General features: G+C 41.3%; 18 protein-coding genes. 4 read left to right on the top strand and 14 right to left on the bottom strand.

Going from position 1 to position 19,080, the window contains the following annotated elements:
• Nucleotides 1-44: 44 nt before the first annotated feature.
• From FLL45_RS22495 to FLL45_RS22485, 3 genes are all read right to left on the bottom strand, one after another.
• Nucleotides 45-515, bottom strand: a complete 471-nt coding sequence (locus FLL45_RS22495) for an MBOAT family O-acyltransferase (protein WP_210247268.1) — start codon at nt 513-515, stop codon at nt 45-47.
• A 179-nt stretch (nt 516-694) separates the two neighbouring features.
• Nucleotides 695-3,811 (bottom strand): efflux RND transporter permease subunit, encoded by a 3,117-nt coding sequence (locus FLL45_RS22490; protein WP_142944316.1) that lies wholly within the window; start codon nt 3,809-3,811, stop codon nt 695-697.
• A complete protein-coding gene (locus FLL45_RS22485; RefSeq protein WP_142944315.1) occupies nt 3,808-5,022 on the bottom strand; it encodes an efflux RND transporter periplasmic adaptor subunit in 1,215 nt (404 codons plus the stop codon). The genes FLL45_RS22490 and FLL45_RS22485 overlap by 4 nt, the downstream gene beginning before the upstream one ends.
• Before the next feature lie 174 nt (nt 5,023-5,196).
• Between FLL45_RS22485 and FLL45_RS22480 the strand changes: the two genes are divergently transcribed.
• Nucleotides 5,197-5,829, top strand: coding sequence for a TetR/AcrR family transcriptional regulator (locus tag FLL45_RS22480; RefSeq protein WP_185964593.1), 633 nt, complete (start codon nt 5,197-5,199; stop codon nt 5,827-5,829).
• A gap of 22 nt (nt 5,830-5,851) precedes the next feature.
• Here the strand turns inward: FLL45_RS22480 and FLL45_RS22475 are convergent, their stop codons facing one another.
• The 6 genes from FLL45_RS22475 to FLL45_RS22450 form a co-directional block, all read right to left on the bottom strand.
• Entirely contained in the window at nt 5,852-6,232 is a 381-nt protein-coding gene (locus FLL45_RS22475; protein ID WP_142944313.1) for a hypothetical protein, read from the bottom strand.
• Between the two features lie 15 nt (nt 6,233-6,247).
• A complete protein-coding gene (locus tag FLL45_RS22470; RefSeq protein WP_142944312.1) occupies nt 6,248-6,679 on the bottom strand; it encodes a GFA family protein in 432 nt (143 codons plus the stop codon).
• A 111-nt stretch (nt 6,680-6,790) separates the two neighbouring features.
• Nucleotides 6,791-7,087 (bottom strand): hypothetical protein, encoded by a 297-nt coding sequence (locus tag FLL45_RS22465; protein ID WP_142944311.1) that lies wholly within the window; start codon nt 7,085-7,087, stop codon nt 6,791-6,793.
• A gap of 86 nt (nt 7,088-7,173) precedes the next feature.
• Nucleotides 7,174-8,718 carry a glutamate synthase-related protein gene (locus FLL45_RS22460; protein WP_142944310.1) on the bottom strand — a complete coding sequence of 515 codons (1,545 nt, stop codon included), beginning with the start codon at nt 8,716-8,718 and terminating at the stop codon, nt 7,174-7,176.
• Between the two features lie 94 nt (nt 8,719-8,812).
• Complete coding sequence (locus FLL45_RS22455) at nt 8,813-9,247, bottom strand: hypothetical protein (RefSeq protein WP_142944309.1); 435 nt, start codon at nt 9,245-9,247, stop codon at nt 8,813-8,815.
• A 99-nt stretch (nt 9,248-9,346) separates the two neighbouring features.
• On the bottom strand, nt 9,347-10,003 hold the full coding sequence (locus tag FLL45_RS22450) for a hypothetical protein (RefSeq protein ID WP_142944308.1): 657 nt from the start codon (nt 10,001-10,003) through the stop codon (nt 9,347-9,349).
• A 169-nt stretch (nt 10,004-10,172) separates the two neighbouring features.
• Here FLL45_RS22450 and FLL45_RS22445 point away from each other — a divergent pair, with 169 nt between their 5' ends.
• Nucleotides 10,173-10,634 (top strand): Fur family transcriptional regulator, encoded by a 462-nt coding sequence (locus FLL45_RS22445; protein ID WP_142944307.1) that lies wholly within the window; start codon nt 10,173-10,175, stop codon nt 10,632-10,634.
• Between the two features lie 144 nt (nt 10,635-10,778).
• Here the strand turns inward: FLL45_RS22445 and FLL45_RS22440 are convergent, their stop codons facing one another.
• From FLL45_RS22440 to FLL45_RS22430, 3 genes are all read right to left on the bottom strand, one after another.
• Nucleotides 10,779-14,030: a S41 family peptidase gene (locus FLL45_RS22440; protein WP_142944306.1), complete on the bottom strand. Its 3,252-nt coding sequence runs from the start codon at nt 14,028-14,030 to the stop codon at nt 10,779-10,781.
• Between the two features lie 62 nt (nt 14,031-14,092).
• Complete coding sequence (locus tag FLL45_RS22435; protein ID WP_142944305.1) at nt 14,093-15,328, bottom strand: ABC transporter permease; 1,236 nt, start codon at nt 15,326-15,328, stop codon at nt 14,093-14,095.
• Nucleotides 15,328-16,008: an ABC transporter ATP-binding protein gene (locus tag FLL45_RS22430; RefSeq protein WP_142944304.1), complete on the bottom strand. Its 681-nt coding sequence runs from the start codon at nt 16,006-16,008 to the stop codon at nt 15,328-15,330. Before FLL45_RS22430 ends, FLL45_RS22435 begins: the two co-directional genes overlap by 1 nt.
• Nucleotides 16,009-16,121: 113 nt before the next feature.
• On the opposite strand from FLL45_RS22430, the gene FLL45_RS22425 reads away from it, so the two are divergent.
• A complete protein-coding gene (locus FLL45_RS22425) occupies nt 16,122-16,793 on the top strand; it encodes a DUF3299 domain-containing protein (protein WP_142944303.1) in 672 nt (223 codons plus the stop codon).
• A 59-nt stretch (nt 16,794-16,852) separates the two neighbouring features.
• Nucleotides 16,853-17,878 carry an amidohydrolase family protein gene (locus FLL45_RS22420; RefSeq protein WP_185964592.1) on the top strand — a complete coding sequence of 342 codons (1,026 nt, stop codon included), beginning with the start codon at nt 16,853-16,855 and terminating at the stop codon, nt 17,876-17,878.
• Nucleotides 17,879-17,943: 65 nt separating this feature from the next.
• Here FLL45_RS22420 and FLL45_RS22415 read toward each other — a convergent pair whose 3' ends face one another.
• Nucleotides 17,944-18,330, bottom strand: coding sequence for a MerC domain-containing protein (locus FLL45_RS22415; RefSeq protein WP_142944301.1), 387 nt, complete (start codon nt 18,328-18,330; stop codon nt 17,944-17,946).
• Between the two features lie 138 nt (nt 18,331-18,468).
• Entirely contained in the window at nt 18,469-19,068 is a 600-nt protein-coding gene (locus FLL45_RS22410; RefSeq protein WP_142944300.1) for a DUF2796 domain-containing protein, read from the bottom strand.
• Nucleotides 19,069-19,080 lie beyond the last annotated feature (12 nt).

The following is a 19,080-nucleotide window of genomic DNA, read 5'->3' as shown; positions in this document are numbered from 1 at the left end:
TATTTTTCACGAAGCCAGGTTACTTCATAACCTGGCTTTTATTATCAACCGTCAACAGCTATAAGCAGCAGCTTTGCGATACCATAGCTGAGTAGTATTAGTCCTAGATTAATCAATCCCCGTATTACCAAGGGAAATGTTGTGTATGTGATTTTTAAACGACTCAAGCTTACAAGAACAGCCCCCATGATAGAAAACCAGATTGTGATAATAAATGAGAGCTTTTGTGTCAGCAACACAATGGCGAGATCATGAAGCGCGCCACTAATCGCAAAAGTTAGAATAATTGACAACCATACTGGGAATATTTTTTTTAAAGGAAGAAAGCTATATTTCGCTAAATAATAACTCCAGATTGGGTTCCAGAATTTCCAAAAATCCTGAAAAGAGCCCGCGCCCAAAGAACGATACAGCATCTCTCTTAAGGCGCCTTTTCCGCCCAGCGGAACACCATTACGGCGTTTAACATATTGAGCAAGCGATGTTTTAAGTTGCTTAGATTTTGCTAGAAACAAATCCTGGATACTCGCTTAGTAACTATAATTAATTGCCTAAAACAAGGATAGATCTTAATTTGGCTTAAGTTTGAGTCTAATTTCGTTCTCTTAAGTCTCGCAAAGCTATCCCCTATCTTAGTCGAAACAAAAATTATTTTATTACAGATTTACTCAAGTTATCCGAAACCGCTCACTATCTATTTCGCCGTTTCCAGACTAGCCTCTGATTGAACAGCAAAAGTCGATAAGTGACGTTTGCCAGCATACCAAAGCGTAAACATTGTTGGCGTAAAGTAAAAAGAAACAACAGTCGACAACAAAACGCCACCCGCAATCGCCATTGCAAACGGCGGCCAAAATCCACCACCAGCAAGTATTAATGGAAGAAAACCACCAAATGTGGTGGTCGTGGTCGAAATGATATGTCTCGAAGACTGAAATACCACCCGTTGAATCGCGTTTCGATCACCCGCCATAGCACCTTCATCGGCTTGCAGCGCCGTTAAAATAATAATCGCCGCATTTATTGAAACGCCAATAGAACCAATCACTCCTATCAAAGCTTGAATACCAAACGGATAATTCATAACCGCCAGCGATAACATGCTTAGACCAGCGGACAAAATACACACTACGAAGGTAATTATTGACAACCGATAAGAACGAAAGGTTAACACGATGGTCGCGATAGTTAAGGTAATGATTAAGCCCATTGAAGCCATAAGATTGTTAACGGTTTCATTTCTAGCGTCCGCGTCTCCACCAACAACAAATCGATATCCCGGCGGTAAATTAACCGGATCATCAGCCATAACTTGTTGCAGTTGCTTAAGCACCTCTTGGGGTAATAATCCTCGTTGAATATAACCTTGAACCGTATTGATACGTTCTCCATTTTCTCTAACGATAGCATTTTCACTCGGTTGCAAAACTGCTTCCCCAAGCGCAGATAGTGGCACTAACCTTTCACCTTGTTCTGCCGAACGAACCGGCAAGGTTAAATGACGAAACCAATCCATTTCGGTTCTCAAATCATCAGTCAATCTGACAATAATTGGTAACTCTTCAGTTTGCTCTAATATGCTACCTGACCGAATTCCAGTTAAACTCGCATTCATTAAGTCAGCGATTTCAGTTAATTGATAACCAGCTCTTTGTACCTTTGCTTCATCTAGTTTGAAAACAAACTTTGGCGCGCCAGCATTGAGTGAGTGACGCGTGTGAGTGATATCGTCAATACGGCTCATTCTCTCTCTCACTTCATCGCCTAGCATTGAAAGTTGCTGCAAATTTGGTCCGACGATTTTTATTTCGACTGGTGCATTGACCGGTGGGCCTTGGACCAAGCCTCTCACTAAAATCTGCGCTTGCGGAATCGCTTGGTCTAACTGTCGCTGTAAAATAGGAATTAGATTTTCAGTTGTTTCGGGCGATCGTGTCGTAATTAGCCCCTCAGCAAAACCAGGATCACTATCCCTGTTTCTGATCATGTTGTAATAAAATGCTGGTGCATTTTGACCGATAACCCATTGATGATCCTTGACTCCCTCTTGCTGGTCTAAAATATCCGAGATTTCAGTTACCGCAGTTTTAGTTTGCTGAATTGAGACCCCTTTACCCATATCGACTTGAATATAAAACTGATCTCGGTCGACGCCGGGAAAAAATTGCGCCGTCAAAGTTGGAAATAATAAAAAGCCTAACACAGGCAAAATCAAGGCGACCGCCACCGCGGACTTTGGATACTGCATCGACCAAGATAGCGATCTTTTAAACTTCTCCGCTAAACCAGGCATGCTGACTAACGGATTAGAGGCTTGATGAAGTAACCAACCAGCTAAGCTTGGCGTCACAGTTAATGCGAGCACAAATGAGCTCACCAACATAATCACCACACTAATCGCTATCGACCCAACAAAATCACCAGCTGGACCGGGCAATAACACCATCGGAATAAATGCCAAAGCTGTAGTAGCTGTCGATGCCAAAAGCGGTATTTTGAGACGATCAATCGCACCTGATATTGCCGATAATTTTGCTTCACCACGCGCAATCCGCTTACCAATATCATCAGTCATAACAATAGCGGCGTCGACCAATAGCCCGAGCGCTACAATTAGCCCTGTTACTGACATTTGATGGATCGGAATACCCATAAATTGTAAAACGCTTAACGAAAGGAGGCTGGTTAGCGGCAATACAATTGCAACCACTAAAGCTGCTCGCCACCCCATAGAAATTAACAACACGGCGACAACCAGCGAAACACCGATCAGCATATTAATAAAAACTTCTGTCAATCTTTGTGAGGTATAGCTCTGTTGCGAAAATACCAACTGGTGTTCAATATCAACCGGTAATTGTGATTTGAATTCATCAATTTTACGATTTATTCGTTGAGTCCAATGATCAACCCGTAGATCGGGTTTCATTCGAGCGGCAATTAATACAACTTGTTCGCCATGACTCAGCCCTATCGAATTTTCCGGATTAGCAACGGTTTTTTCAAACTCTGCAATATCGCCTAATAACAACTGTTGTTGATTAAAGGTCTTGATCGGAATGGATTTCAGACGTGAGAGACTTTTCGCTTCTCCATCTATTTCAATAACTAAAGAAGACTGTGCTGTATCGGCTTTACCTGCCGAGTTTTTTACGTCGGCTTGTTGAATGATTCTCGCCACTTCTGGCGCAGTAAGCTGAATCGCATTTAATTTAACCGGGTCTAGTTTGACATAAACCACTTCCTCGGGCTCACCGAAGAGTTCGACGTCTTTCGTTCCAGAAACTAACCTAAGTTGATCTTGAAGCTGTTTTGCATATCGGCCCAGAATAGCTGGACCGATTACATTCCCTTCTGCTGGTTTTATCAGACTTATTGAGGTAAAGGCGCCGGTACGATCATTGTCAAACTCTGTTGGTCCAACACCCGCAGGCATACCAGTTCGAGCATCCTCGATTGCATCGCGGATTTCCGCCCAGGCTTGCTCTATTTCTTGATCATTAATAAACTGCGAAAGCTCGACATTGACGATAGAAATACCCGTTCTTGAATTTGACTTGACCTCTTTAATTTCTGGAATCGTTTTTAATTCATCTTCTAACTTTTTACTCACCAAAGCCTCCACTCTCTGCGGATCTGCCCCTGGGTACGGCGTAATTACCGTGGCGAACAGGTTTGTGATGGTGGGATCTTCTTGTTTACCGATAGTCAGGTAAGAGGATAAACCAAGCACCATAATGGTGCCGACTAACAGAGCAAAGAGGCGCGGCTCACGATATAAAAGTGTTTTTAATGAAGCAGCATTTTTCACTGGCTTGCTCCCACGCTGAGCGATTGAGATGAGTCTAGGTCAGCCTGGTTGGTATTTTTTGAAGCAACGTTATTTGAATTAAGATTGAAAGTTTTTTCTTCGATAACAGCCACTCGGTTAGCCAATCGATGTACGCCATTAATCACCACTTTCTGACCGCTTTTGATATTCGCTTGGACAAAGCTATTGGGATTACCCGGGTAAATAATCGAAACGGTTTGTTTATTCACTCGACCTTCATTATCGATCACGAATATTTGCCAAAGACCTTTTTCGCCCTCGATTAAAGCCGTATTTGCAACCCATAAACCTTCTGTTTCCTGGTAACTCGGTAGCTTGAGTTTGACAAAGTCACCCGGAACTAACTGGCTATCACTTGGTAACGTAAATTTAACGCCTTGTGTTTGAGTAACACTATCAATTCTAGGCAAGATTGCGATAGCTTTGGCGGTAATAGTTTGGTTTGCTTGAATAAATTGGTATTGGCGCGATATTTCTATCTGTTTCACCAGTTGGGTTGGCAATCCTACTTGAATTTCTAAAAGGTTATTGTCGACCAGCTCAAAGGTGTTTAATCCGGCATTGATTACAGCCCCAATATCAATATTACGCTTTTGGATTTGCCCAGCGAAAGGTGAATAGATGGTTGATTTATCAATTCTTATTTGAATATCTTTAGATTGCGCTTTGAGGCTTGCAAGCGATGCATTTAACTGGGCGATCTGTGACGCCAGAGCATCGATCGTATCCTCCGAGCTGAAGCTATTCTGATTGAGATTTTTTTGCCGAGTCAGTCGCTTCTCTGCTAAATCAATATCCGCACGCACCGATTCCTGCTGCGCAGCGAACCTAGCTAGTTGTTGCTCCAAAATGAGCGTATCTAGCTGAAAGAGCTTCTGTCCCTGTTCTACCCTTTCTCCATCATCAACAAATATTGCGGTAACTTTTCCAGCGACTTCGCTTGCCACAGCAACGCTTTGCTGAGGTAAAACTTGAGCTGAAAAATATCGATCAATATAGTAACCGGGCAAAACCTCAACCACTTGGCTATTAACAACTAGCTTGCGCTCGGCGGGTTCGATATCTGTCTGAGAGAATGCTTTTAACGCAATACCACTGGCTAAAAATACTAGGCCCGCAAGAAGATAAATAACGATACGCCGACTTGCATCGCTCATTATCAGCTTTCCTGCATTATTTGGAATATTCATGATTTTCCTCTATTCCTGATAGTTCGTTACACGTTATTCACTAATTAAAACGCGATTGGTCAGAATTTAAACCATGTTAACACCGTTAACATAACATGTAAACCATGTTAACATTATCTATTGTATACGTCTTTAATTACGATTAAGATCGGGTATCAGCGGGAGATTACTCATTTGAACAAGTCAGACTCTGTAGCAGCAGCAAAACAACAGCGAGACCACTATCACCATGGCGATCTGCGGGAAAGTTTAATTAGTGCAGCGACGCAGCTTGTTAGAGAGAAAGGACCAGATAAATTTTCAATGGCCGATGCTTGTAAACTAGCCGGTGTGAGTAAGGCCGCCCCGTACCGACATTTCGCTAATAAAGAAGATTTACTCAAATCTGTAATTGCGGTTGGCTTTGAGGAAATGCGCCAAGATATGCTGGCTGCTTCTAATGGGCTCGTATCGGGTAGTAATCAACGCATAACGGCTATCGGTCTTACCTACATCGCATTCGCTATTAAAGAGCCCGCCATCTTTAAACTCATGTTTGGCAATAGCATGAATATTAAAGAGCCTGACAGTGAAATGATTGGTAAACCGACGTTCCAAATCTTGCTTGATGAAATCATCGCCAGAACTCAGCTGCACGATGTCGACAAATTAATGGCTATCGCATTCCCGTTGTGGACTTTAGTACATGGCGCTTCTATGCTGACTATCGACGACAGCTACAAGCGAATTTATCCTGGCAGTAATACTGATCAAATGATTATCGACTCAACAGAATTACTACTCTCAAGCTTTCCGGAGCCAGTATAAAGTTGAGAGTTCTGTCTACTGGTTAAGACGCTGATAGCGCAACAATTAGACTAGAAAAACCTATCAAAAAGAAAATGACCCACGCGTAGTGCTTGCCTTTTGAAGCCACAACAGTAATAAAACCAGATATTAAGAAAGTTATCGCGATAACCAGTAGTACATTCGTAGAGTTTAAGGCGCTCTGTGCAGTCAAGACTATTATGCCCGCCAACCCCCACCAAGCGATGGTGGTTATATGCCATGCAAACCGCAAGGTTTTGATAGTAAAGTCGGCACTGCCGAACAAATGGGGAATATTGTCCCGTCTAAACAGCCTTATCAAGATATACTTTTCGCCAAGGTACGAGTGTGTAATCCCAATAAGAATGGTCAAAAAAGCAGCCGCGTACAACAATAAATCCATTCGTTTTAAACCCTTTTACTGATGACATTCATTCAGCGTTTTAATATGTTCATCAAATCCTGGAAATTGTGAATGTCGTTCAGCATCTAAATTTGACGCTTCCCAGTCGGCTTTATCCGCTAAAAATATATGAGAAACGATTTCCATTTTTTCATAGCCCTCTAATAGCCCTGCGGGGATCCAAATATACCCAGTATCTCTTAAAGGATTAGGAACCGGTGAACCGCATTGACAACAAAAGTCTGATCGAAACCCGGTGTCTTTTACCCAGCTTTTAATAAAGTCGTGGCCACGAGTAAACTTAAACGAATCATCAGAAACTATCGAAGCCGCATTCGAATAGGTACCACTCTGTTTTCGACAAAGTGTGCAATGACATTGATAGAGCTTTAAATAACTTTTATCAATTTCAAACGCTACTTCTCCACACAAGCAAACACCTTTCATTTAATACTCTCCAACTAAGAATTTTCAAGCGAACGAATAACTATCATGAAAACCGGAAACATTAGATGTTATTTTCGATGTTGCTAGAGCAACCCCTTAAAAAAATCATAGTTATTCTGACTCATACAAACTTAAGCCACAGTTTTGACAGTTATCTTTACCAACACTTATCACATATTTTGATTTGCTGCCAAAAGGCTGTAAGCACTTTGGACACGGGGAATGAGCAGCTGAATGTAATTTTCGATAAAAAATAATAAATGCGGTGACGACCAAAATAGGTGTCATAAACGGGACATAAGTCTGACTAAAACCAGCGAGCAAGATCAGCACAACGATAGGCATGTCTAGTCGATAAACCGCTTTTCTTTTTTCAATTATCTCATTACGTTCTTTTGCAAACTTCATCTGACTATTCTATCTACCGTTAAGTTCTTTGATATTATCGGACAAACGATATTTATTGAGCGCATTTACGCGCCCTCAATTACCCCCTAATCTAAAGAGGCAATTCCTGCATAGTTAACCCCTGATAGCAGCGCCATCTCTCTATTCCAAGTGGCGAGATCCTGTTTATTAAACTGGGCCAAATCGTCATGCCCACATGCCCTCGCCATAACTTGCATCAGTTCAACCGAAGCTTGGAAAAAGTTGCTCAACTGCGATGCTGACTTTTCAACATTAAGCCGTTGTCTTAAATCCGCTTTTTGCGTTGCTATACCAGCAGGACAATTATTGGTATTACACATACGAGCGGCGACACACCCTATAGACTGCATTGCACTATTTGATACCGCAATCCCATCCGCGCCCAATGCCATAGCTTTAACAAAATCCATAGGAACTCGTAAGCCACCAGTTATGATTAAAGTCACGTCTCCGCTGACGCCTTGCTCATCGAGATAACGTCTTGCACGAGCTAGCGCGGGGATAGTTGGTACACTGATATGATCGCGAAACATTTCCGGTGCTGCACCGGTTCCACCACCGCGTCCATCCAAAATGATGTAATCTGCACTAGCATCTAATGCAAATTGAATGTCTTCCTCAATGTGATTAGCGCTTAACTTAAATCCGATTGGTATTCCACCCGTGACTTCACGAACTCGGTCAGCAAACCGTTTAAAATCTTCAGCGGTATTCAAATCGCTAAAAGTTGGAGGAGAAATCGCGGGTTCACCGGTTGGTATACCTCTAACTTCAGAAATTTTACCGATATTTTTTGTTCCCGGTAAATGTCCACCAGTGCCAGTTTTTGCGCCTTGTCCACCCTTGAAATGAAATGCCTGAACATTGGCAAGCTTTGCTTCATCATAACCAAACTGAGCACTCGCTAATTCATAAAAATATCTCGAATTGGCTTGCTGCTCTTCGGGTAACATTCCGCCTTCACCCGAACAAATTCCAGTTCCTGCAAGCTCAGCGCCTTTTGAGAGGGCAAGCTTTGCTTCTTCAGACAGCGCACCAAAACTCATATCAGACACAAACAACGGAATTTTAAGTTTCAATGGTTTTCGAGCTTTTGGACCAATAACGAGTTCACTATTAACCACAACATCGTCCATTAATGGTTTTGTCGCCATCTGCGCCGTCATGATTTGAATATCATCCCAATGAGGCAATAAATGGCGGGGAACGCCCATAGAGGTCATCGGACCATGATGACCCATTTTAGAAAGACCTTCTCGAGCAAGTTGATGAATAAACTCTACGGTCGGTTCCTCTTTGGTAACCTTAGCTGTAGGCGCGCTATCGCTACTGGTTTTAACACCAGGTCCTTCTTTGCCGATTAATGACGCATCAAATTGTTTGTGGGTACCATCACAAAATGGTAGGTTTTGAGAATGTTTACACTGACAGAGATAAGCCTCTCCGGACTCTTCAGCTTTAAACGGTTTAGGTTTAAATTCAGTGCCAGCATGAGATCCATCGCAAAATGGCTGTTTACTTGAACGACCACACGCACAAAAATAATATTCCTCGCCCTCTTTTAATTCAACTTTCGCTGGTTTGTTATTCGCAATAACAGGGTTCATCATCAAAACTCCAATTACTCATTTAACATTATCAATAAGAGAGGCCAAGGGATGCACCTCTGTTTAGTGGTGACTACAGACTTGCTCGAGATATTCGCTAAAAACGATACCTTATACCAATCGCTCCATCGACTTCAAACCCTTCGTCATTATTAAAATCATAATTGGGGACTGCTTGAATGTAGGCTTGCAATTCTCTTGTGATACCTAAAGTTATGCCAACAGGCGCTCTTAACCCGACTCTGTCATCACGTGTTGAATCATTTCCGTCATAGTTTTCTATAAAACCGCCGAGATCAATGTAAACATGGAGAGACTTTTTATCATTAGTAAAGTTTTCTAATCGCCAGTCGATTGCTAACGCATCACCATTGATAAAAAAACTATATCCCCGATATTGCGCAGTGATTCCACCGTCCAAATCGTAGCCTAGACCCAGTTTAAAGTTCGAGCTGCTACTTGCATCGGCTGGCGAAGGCATAAAAAGCGTTACGGTTAATACGATAAAAAGGAACAATCTAAAAAATTTCATTTATTTTCTCACATTTCATTAAAAGTCGATTCGTTGCCAGTTCGAACAACACCGGCAGAGTGTTAATCAAAAACATCTCAATTGTAGCGGATGCTAATTTTAGCGCCCGTTAATTAATTTTGTACCAGTGTAAGGATTGTAATTATAGTTTCCCGGAAACTCCTCCTTCGTATTAGGGTCAAATTTTGCTGGCATCAAGCTAGCCAAAGGTAATCGCCAACTAAAGACCTCGCCAAATGACTCAAAAGTAAAACTCCCCTTTTTACTCGCATCGATCAAGTATCGGTCAGCAGATTTATTGGGATAAACGACAAAATGCATACTTTTTCCAAATTCACCAAGCATTTGTCCCATTAACGGCTTCATTAGATTAAAGAAAGCTCGCGCATCGGCATTCAAAGAGTCAAGCGCGATGCTAGGAATTTCCTCTCCATCGATGAATAACTGAGTATTCTGATCCACCTGCTGCTTAGTTTTAGCCGACAACCCCCCAAAAACATCTGTATCAGCATTGATAACAGCGAAAACCATATACACCTCAAGTACATCAACAAATTGATTTCGTTCTTTGTCGCTAATCTGTTGGTCTTGTTTTAAAGTCTCACCCCAAAATTCTTTGGGAATCCACCAGACCATATTGATATTTTCACTCGTTTGTTTCGCCTTTTGTGTTTCAATGATTAACCTATTGATATCAATTGCATAGGCGTTACTCAATTGGGTCCATAGAAGAATGATGCCGATTAGTTTTTTCATTTATTTTTCCTTATTATTAATACGTAAATCTTAACATATTCGCCCATAAAGCGATTTCTAGACGATATGAGTTTTATCCTTTCTCAGGTAAATGATATATTGTTCCTTTCAGGTTAAACATCATTTGGGGACTCTAGTTCGACTAGTCTTTAATCTCCCAAAGGTTTCTATGACAACAATTGAAAATACACTCAAACACGCAGAAGAGCATTGTCGAATTAATGGCTCTCGACTTACCGAGAAGAGAAAAAGCGTATTAACCGGCTTATTACAGTCTGAAAAAGCGCTTTCGGCATATGAACTGGCGGATTACTGCGCTAAAGAACTCGATCAACCACTTCCCGCAATGTCCGTTTATCGTATTCTTGATTTCTTACAGGAAGAACAGTTGGTTCATAAGCTAAGCTTAGCCAATAAATACGTCGCTTGTTCGCATATAACCTGTGATCATGCCCATGATGTTCCCCAATTCTTAATTTGTAGTCATTGTCAAAAAGTGACTGAAATTGGGGTAAATAAAGCGATGATTCAAGATCTAAAGTCTAATGTCGAAAATGCAGGGTACAAACTCCAAAGTCCTCAGCTAGAGATGAACTGTATTTGCGAGTCCTGTGCGCAAAGTACCAGCTAGCAAAAGCGACTGGTCCATTCGGCAGTTTGCAAAGTTTTATTTCACAAGTTGATGCTTAACGGATTGAAATTTAAATCGTCGCTACAAAAACACTCAAATATATCAGCCGTCGCCTATTGATTGATAAACGACGGCTTCTCATCACTATTCAAAGTTTGTTGGAGCGGGAGGAGCTTGAATTGATTTACGCGGGTTAGCGGGTAAATTTTTCAAGAGTTCAGTAACGGCTCTCTCGAGAGATGGATCTTTCCCCGCATGAACAAGTTCTGGTCGATCGATCACTTCGATATCCGGCGAGACGCCGACATTTTCAACGACCCAATTCCCTTGTGTATCCATCGTTCGGAAAGTCGCTGCTAGTAAAAGACCGCCGTCGGCAAGACTGGGATTACCACTGATACCAATCAGCCCTCCCCAGGTTCGAGTACCGATTAATTTCCCTAGTCCAAGCTTACGAAAGTAGTAAGGTAATGCATCGCCACCGGAACTGGAATAACCATTAATCAACATGGCTTTTGGTCCATCGTGGGCAATGAGCGGAGTCGCATTGGGTTTTAATCCTCGGAATTTCCAATAGTTTAAGGTCTTACGCGATAACAGCTCAATCATTCGATCAGGTATAAAGCCACCGCCATTGTATCGATCATCAATTATCAGTGCGTCCTTAGTGATTTGCGGTAAGAATCGCTTGAACAGTTCACGATTACCGTCCGTGGCAGTATTCGGTAAATGCAAATAACCGATGCGGCCATTAGACAATTTTTCTACCATGGCAGCGCGTTGGTTTACCCATTCTAAATAACGAAGGTTGTGCTCTCGAGCAATGGGTTTTACCAGCGCAGTCCAACTTCCTTTCATGCGCGGCCTAGAGTTTAAAGTTAATGTGATTGTTCGGTTTTGGGTATCCTCTAACAATTGGTAAATGTTTTTGACTTGCTGAGTCGACTTACCATTAATGGCTAGAATGAAATCACCTGGTTTCGCTTTTACACCGGGCTCAGTAAGTGGTGACCGAAATGCTTCATGCCAATTTTCTCCTGGTAAGATTTTATCGATTCTAAAGTAACCCGACTGATGATGAGAAAGCTCAGCACCTAATAAACCATGTTGTCTAGGTTCTACGCGCGGCTGATCACCGGCATTAACATAAACATGCCCAGCATTGAGTTCGCCCGCAATTTCTCCAAACACATAATCTAAATCCGTTCGATGGGTTGCAGCATCCACCCAAGGTTGGTATTTCTCGCGAACTTGTTGCCAATCCATTCCATGGGTATTTGGGTCGTAAAACCAATCTCTTAAAATTCGCCAACCATCAACATACATCTGTTGCCATTCAACCATTGGATCAATTTTTAAACTCAAATTTTTGAGATCGAGCTTTGCTTCTTTAAATTTTTGATCCGCCTTAGCGTCAACTATCGCAAAATCATTTCCGCTGCGCAGTAACAGTTTTTTACCATCATCCGATAAAACAAAATCTCTAATATTCTCTGCAACTGTTTTTGGCTTATCATCTTTTTCAAGACTGATGACCTGCAAGTCGTTTTGATTATTTTGATTCTTCAAAACAAAAACCTGAGCACCATTGGCTTGTAGATTATTATAATTCCCCGCTTCGCCGGGTAACGCAATAACTCGCGAATCAAAGTTCGTAAAGTCGATATCAACCTTTACGGTTTTAGACGCATCATCTTTGTTATCGTTTTCTTTAGAAAAGGATACTTCATCACTTTTATGAGGGTATAACGCAGGAACTTTGTCATTTAGCTGAGCTGCATAAACCCGAGTAGCCTGGTGATAGAGATAGTTAAATTCGTAACTACTAAAGGATAAGTTGTAATCTCGATTTGATAAAAAGAAAAGGTAATGACCGTTTGCGCCAAAAACAGGCTCCTGCTCACTTGTATCCGCTGAGGTTAACTGTCGCGCTTTTTTGGTTTTTATGTTGGCAACCCAAATCGAACCATAACCACTATCTTCTTGTTTGGTATACGCAATCCATTGACTATCGGGCGACCAAGCGTAATCTTCAATATCATTAGTCTCTGAACGATCGAGTTTAGTCAGTTTTTTAGTTTTTACATCAAGCACCCAAAGCGTTTGATTTTTATCGCTGAATGCTATTTTCTTGCTATCTGGTGACCATATTGGGGTAAATCGCCAAATTGCTCCATCAGTGGTTAAGCGCTGCTCATCGCCTTTACCACTTTGCGCTTTAATATAAATTTCATACTCCCCACTTTTATCACTGAGATATGCGACATTTTTTCCGTCTGGCGACCAACTTACGGAGATTTCTCGCGCAGTCGGTGTGTTCGACACATTACGAATTTCTCCATTCTTCGCAGGTACCGTAAACAACTCGCCTCTGGCACCAAAAACCGCACGACTGCCATCTTTCGCAATATCCATCGATTCGATTTGTGCAGCGACATTTTTAAATTGAGGCATTCGATATTTAGCATTGCCCGCTACATCTATATTTAATTTTGTCGATTGATTGGACTGCGGATCAAAGCGCCATAGAAACCCGTTTTGTTCATAAACAACGGCTTCTGGACCTGCTGAAGCCCACAGTGCATCATGATCTTTATGTTGCGTCAGCTTTTTGGGGGCAGAATCTTTTTGATATTCAAATAGGTTCAAAGTGTACTCCCGATCGCTTAAGAAAAAGATTCTATCGCCGACCCAAACCGGCTGATTATCCGTCGCATTATGTGTGGTTAATTGCTCGCTGGTATTTTTTTCTAGATCGTAGATCCAAACATCTTGAGCTCTCCCACCGCGATACCGCTTCCAAGTTCGGAATTCTCGATCAATTGGTGTATACAAATATTTGGTACCGTCCGGCGATAGCATGCCACCGCCCGTTTCAGGTACCGCTAATGGCTCTGCCAAACCACCATTTACAGGCACTAGGTAAGGTCGACCCATTCGCACGCCCCAAGGCAATCGATTACCACGAACCAGTACGTGCTTGTCATCTGCTGACCAATCCATCACCCGATAGTCATAACCACCTCTGGGCGGCATCGGCCCAACATCGTTATAGTAAGTAATTTGCTGAATATCACTGCCATCGATATTCATCGTGTAAACTTGACGACTACCATTAAACTCGGCAGCGAAAGCAATTTTCTCCCCATTACGCGAAAACTTTGGGAAAGTCTCCAGACCTTCATGGGAAGTTAGCCTGGTTGACTCACCGCTATTGATATCCGCTACATAAATATCGCCTGAATAAACAAAAGTCACTTTATCCTTGTGAATATCCGCAAACCTTAGTAACCGAGTCGAGTCTTCGTTTGCCGAAACAGATGTCGACAAAAAAGCAACTCCCGCTATCGTCGACCAAAGCTTTTTATTCAGCTTGAAAGTAGAATTTTTTTTCATACATGTCGCCTTTAAATAGATTATTTAAAATTAATGTTTAACTTTTTCTTTTCATCTAACGATTAAGCTTTCGCTTTGCTGTAAGCCTTCATTGAAGGGATAATCGCAATGAGTATTGAAGCGATGATTATTCCTCCACCAAAATACAAAGCACTTTGCGATAAAATATTACTGCTAATGTGCAAGCCAAATTGCGATACCAAAAAGTCCTGCGATACTAGTAGAGCAAACACTAATAAGCTGGCCCCTAAAACCAAACTTAAAATTGTAATAAACAATGCTTCTAACTGGATCAATAAAAATAAAAAGTACGGTGGTGCGCCTATTACTCGCAATAACTTTATTTCATGTTCTCGGTCTCGAATTGATGATAAGAGCATGGCACTTAAGCCAAGTAAGGCAGCAACAAATACCAATAAAGCAACTAACAGTAAAGTATTCTCTAGTACTGCCATCATCTGCCAAAGCTCGGATAAAACAACACCGGGTAAAATCGCTAATAATGGCTCTTTGGTAGAATCATTAATTTGGCGCTGTACGCGAAAAGTTGCCATTTTAGCGTTTAACCCGACCATTAAAGCGGTAACACTTTCAGGTACGAGTTCGAGCTGATTAATTTGCTCGACGGTAACATTTCTCCCGGGTATTTTAACCCCTTGTTGCCAATCAATATGAATTGCTTCTATGCCTTGCAAGCTGACATAAAGTGATTGATCGATGGGGGTTCCTGTACGAGCTAAAACCCCCACTATACGGAATGGCTTATCATCGTGACGACTAAAACTCGTGCTCGCCACCCCGTGCGATAAAATAATTTCATCACCGATAGCATAAGACAGTTTCTCAGCAACATCAGCACCTACAACAACATCAAATATTTCGCTAAAGGCACGACCTTGTTTAAATGCTAACTTATGTTTATTCCCATAGCTGAAATACTCAAAAAACTCTGCCGTCGTACCCGTAACTCGATAGCCTTTATGCGAATCTCCAAGCGCAATAGGAACTACCCATTTTACATTCGGGTTTTGGGTAATTTCTTCGGCTGTGTCCCACGATACATTGTTAGTCGGCGAGCCTATATGAAAAACGGAATAAAGTAATAGATTCAAACTACCGGTTCTCGCACCCACAATAAGATCAACGCCGGAAACCGTATTGGCAAAATTTTCCTTAGCTTGATAGCGAATATGCTCAACGGCGAACAATGTAAACACACTTACCGTCATTGCCATGAGGGTTAACAACACTGAACCTTTGCGACTTAATAAACTTTTAATGGCCAAATTAAAAAACATCAGCTTGCCTCACTTCCGCAATTGATATCTGACAGAGCGTCTATTCGAGAAAAGTACTGTGACAGGGACTTGTCATGACTGACGAACACTAAAGTCGCTTTGTTTTCGTCAACTAATGACATTAAAACCGACATAAAGTTATCTCTGTTATCTTGATCCAAAGACGATGTCGGCTCATCAGCAATTAATAATTCTGGTTTATTGATTAAAGCTCTAGCAATGGCTACCCGTTGCTGTTGTCCGCTACTTAAGTGGATAGTTTTTTTGTGCCAGTGCTCACTGGATATATTTAATTTTGCTAATAGCGCTTCTATTGCATTGAGCGTTTCATTTTTCTTCCCATGCTTAGCAAAGTGAGTTGCTAACTCAATGTTTTCCACCGGACTTAAATAAGGGATCAAATTAAACTGCTGAAAAACATAGCCAATATGCGCTGCTCGGAACTTATCGCGCTGACGACCACTCATTTTGTCTAATTTTTTTCCAAGTATTGATACCTCTCCACGGGTCGCAACAGACATGCCACTGAGTAAATTTAATAGTGTTGATTTCCCGCCGCCCGAAGGGCCCTGAACGAAAACATGCTCTTGTGGTGCAACCGACCAACTCGGTATATCGAGAACCGGCTTGTCAGGTGAATCCGGATACTGGAAACGAACGTTTTTAAGGTTTATTGTCATTTTTTTTCTATGCTTTGTTTTGCTTTATTCGTATTAAATTAGAGGGTACAAATTGTCTTCTACGCTCGATATAATGTATCATTTTCCTATTAAACTTAAAATCTTTGCCGTCTATGAAACTTGTAAAAATAAGTAACACACGATTATTGCTGCTTACCTCATTCTTAGTGCTTACGATTACCGCCTGTAACGATTCTAGTCAGAGCGTTGAAAATGACGCTCAAGTCGCTAATGGGGTTGAAGACAAAAGCAGTGCTTCTTCAAAAGCGCAATCAGTCAAACTGGATAAAGAGGCATACACAGAAGTCGAATGGATCGATCTGATGCCAGAAGATGATTTAGAAGCACTCTCTAACCCCCCAGGCTATCTTGATGAAATTGAAGACGGTTCACCTGAAGATCAAATTAGTAGCCATATACAAAGTACAATTGCTGCGGCAACCGATGACCGCTACCAACAAGCTTTAGTATCGACCAAAGTGAAGTCAGAGATGAACGGCCAACCAATTAAAATTCCCGGTTTCATTGTACCGGTCGAATTTAACGATGAGCAAATCGTCACTCAATTCTTCTTAGTACCATTTTTTGGTGCTTGTATTCATGTTCCACCACCACCGCCCAATCAAATTATTTTTGTCGAATATCAAGAAGGCCTGAAACTTGAATCACTCTATGAGCCCTTCTGGCTATCCGGGGTTCTGGAAACAACATTAGTGGAAAATGATATTGCTACCTCAAGCTATTCATTAAAACTTCATCATTACGAGAATTACTACGATTACTAAATAGACGTTTATAGGCTAAAATACTGACTCAGATACATTAGAAGCGACAGAACATACTCATGAAAAAGATAAATGGTCATGGCCACTTATTGCCTTACCCAAAAGACATTCCACAGTTTATGCAAGACCAAAAGCACTTTTGGGTCAGCGAAGATGGAAAGTTTATGTGCCAAGGTGATTGGACGAGACCAATAACTGACGAAAGTTTTTTTCTCAACGAAAAGCTTGCCTGGATGGACAAACACGAAATTGCTCATGAGGTTGTTCTTACCTTATCACAACTCTATTGCAATGGGCTTAATGAACAAACTTGCTATGATATTATTCGATTTCAAAACGATTTCAATGCTAAAGTTCAAGCGGAACACTCAGATCGCTTTACAACAGGGTTTGTCGTTCAACCCGCTTACATCGATCAGTCGCTCAAAGAAATTGAGCGATGTGTGGCGCAACACCAATTAAAATTATTGTGTTTATCAACGCATTTTTTAAATCAAGATGGTGAGTGGGTCTCTGTTGCAGACGATTCAGTGGCGCCTATTTTCGAGCTTGCCGATCAGTACCAGCTCGCTATAGAAATTCATCCTTATGACGCAGACAAGCTTGTTAATATGAAGAATACTTTCTGGCGTCATCACTTGGTATGGATGATGGCCCAGACTGCCGACACTTACATGATGTACGTTTTTAACGGTCTCGCGCAAAAGTATCCCAATATTAGAACATGTTTTGCTCACGGTGCCATGCTGGCACAAGCTAATCATGCTCGAGTTATACAAGGATTAGAGGGCCGTCCCGATCTTTTTCCGGGTGCCCATCATCCCAATGAAGTACTCGGCCATAAAAATATTTATTTCGATACCCTCGTTCACGATCCTTATACCTTGCAGCTGATGATTAACCGACACGGTTCCAATCAAATTTTATGCGGAATCGATGATCCGTATCCTCTGGGTGAAATGGAGACTGTACCCGGCTGGTATCCAGGCAAACTCTTAGATGAAGCGGTAGATAAGGAGATTATTAGTCAAAAGCAGCGAAGTGATATTTGGTGTGACAATGTTCTGCGCTGGATTGGTGGCTAATACAAACCTTTTAAAAATAGACTATCTAATCTATCCATGCGATCGAAGAGTCATATCGAGTGACGTTAATTTGAAACTCGCTGACTGTATCGGAAATTTTTGAAATGTCCGTATGCGATAACGAGAGAGCCAATTGTAGTCAGAATTACTTCACCGGTTTTCCCTAAAAATAACGCTCCAACGGAAAGTGCTAGCACTAAAAAAAGAAGCCCACAACCAACCACTCCCATGAGATAGAATTTCTTATGCTTTTTGCATCCTGATGTCACCGCATAGATACTAATCGGCAGCACCGCTAAAACCATCCACAAATGAAATAGTTCATCATTTAATTGGAGTATTGCGATACTCGGGGCGATAACCAATAATAGTGGGATCCCCAAACAGTGTAATAAACAAAGCAATGACAGTCCAATTGCGGACTTATCACTTAATGACTGAAACGATTTCATTATTTTTTCCTAATTAGTATTTTTTGAAAATTGACAATTCGATAAATCGACATTGCTTGAGTTTTCTACTCGGCAAATACTTACAAAAATCAAACTACTCTTCACTATCAGTGCTATCGCTAGGTTTCACCCTATTGATTAATTCAACGAAATAACATTATCTTTTGCAGTAATCAGTTTCGCGCCTTGTGTGTCATTATTTATCCACATCACATTTATTTCTTCAATTCGCGGGAAGTAAGCAAACAAATTTATCGAGATTGATTCCAGTCGCTGAGTTGATTGGCAGTCGTATAAATAGCCAACCACAATGTCTTTGTGTTTGTGTTTGTGTCCACGAGCATCATGTGTGTGAGTGTTATTTTTTTCATGCGAATAGTGTTTTTCGTGACTGTGGTGATCTGTGTTTTTTGGGTTACGATTGATAACGAAAGACGATAGGTTGACTCTTGCTGTTTTTAGTGCGCACGCTTCATTTTGAAAAGTAAAGAGTTGGTCAGGTTTATTAAGTAGCAACTCTGTTTGATTTAATTTGCTTTTATCTTCTTCTGTACGTACTTGATGTTCAAACCCAAGTAAACTGTCCGCAGGTGACTCGACTTCTATCTCTAGTAAGTTATTTTCAATAACAACCGTTATAGATGCTAACCCATGAACATGAGCTCTTTGCTCTACTGCTAAAATATTTTTTTGACTCAGACTTAAGCCAATTAAAACAATAAAAATCAACCTAATCATTTTATGCCCATC

Origin of the sequence: Aliikangiella marina, from assembly GCF_007004765.1 — a bacterium.
Classification (GTDB): domain Bacteria; phylum Pseudomonadota; class Gammaproteobacteria; order Enterobacterales; family Kangiellaceae; genus Aliikangiella; species Aliikangiella marina.
The sequence above is the reverse complement of the archived record's forward strand: the minus strand, read 5'-3'. Positions and strand labels throughout refer to the sequence as shown.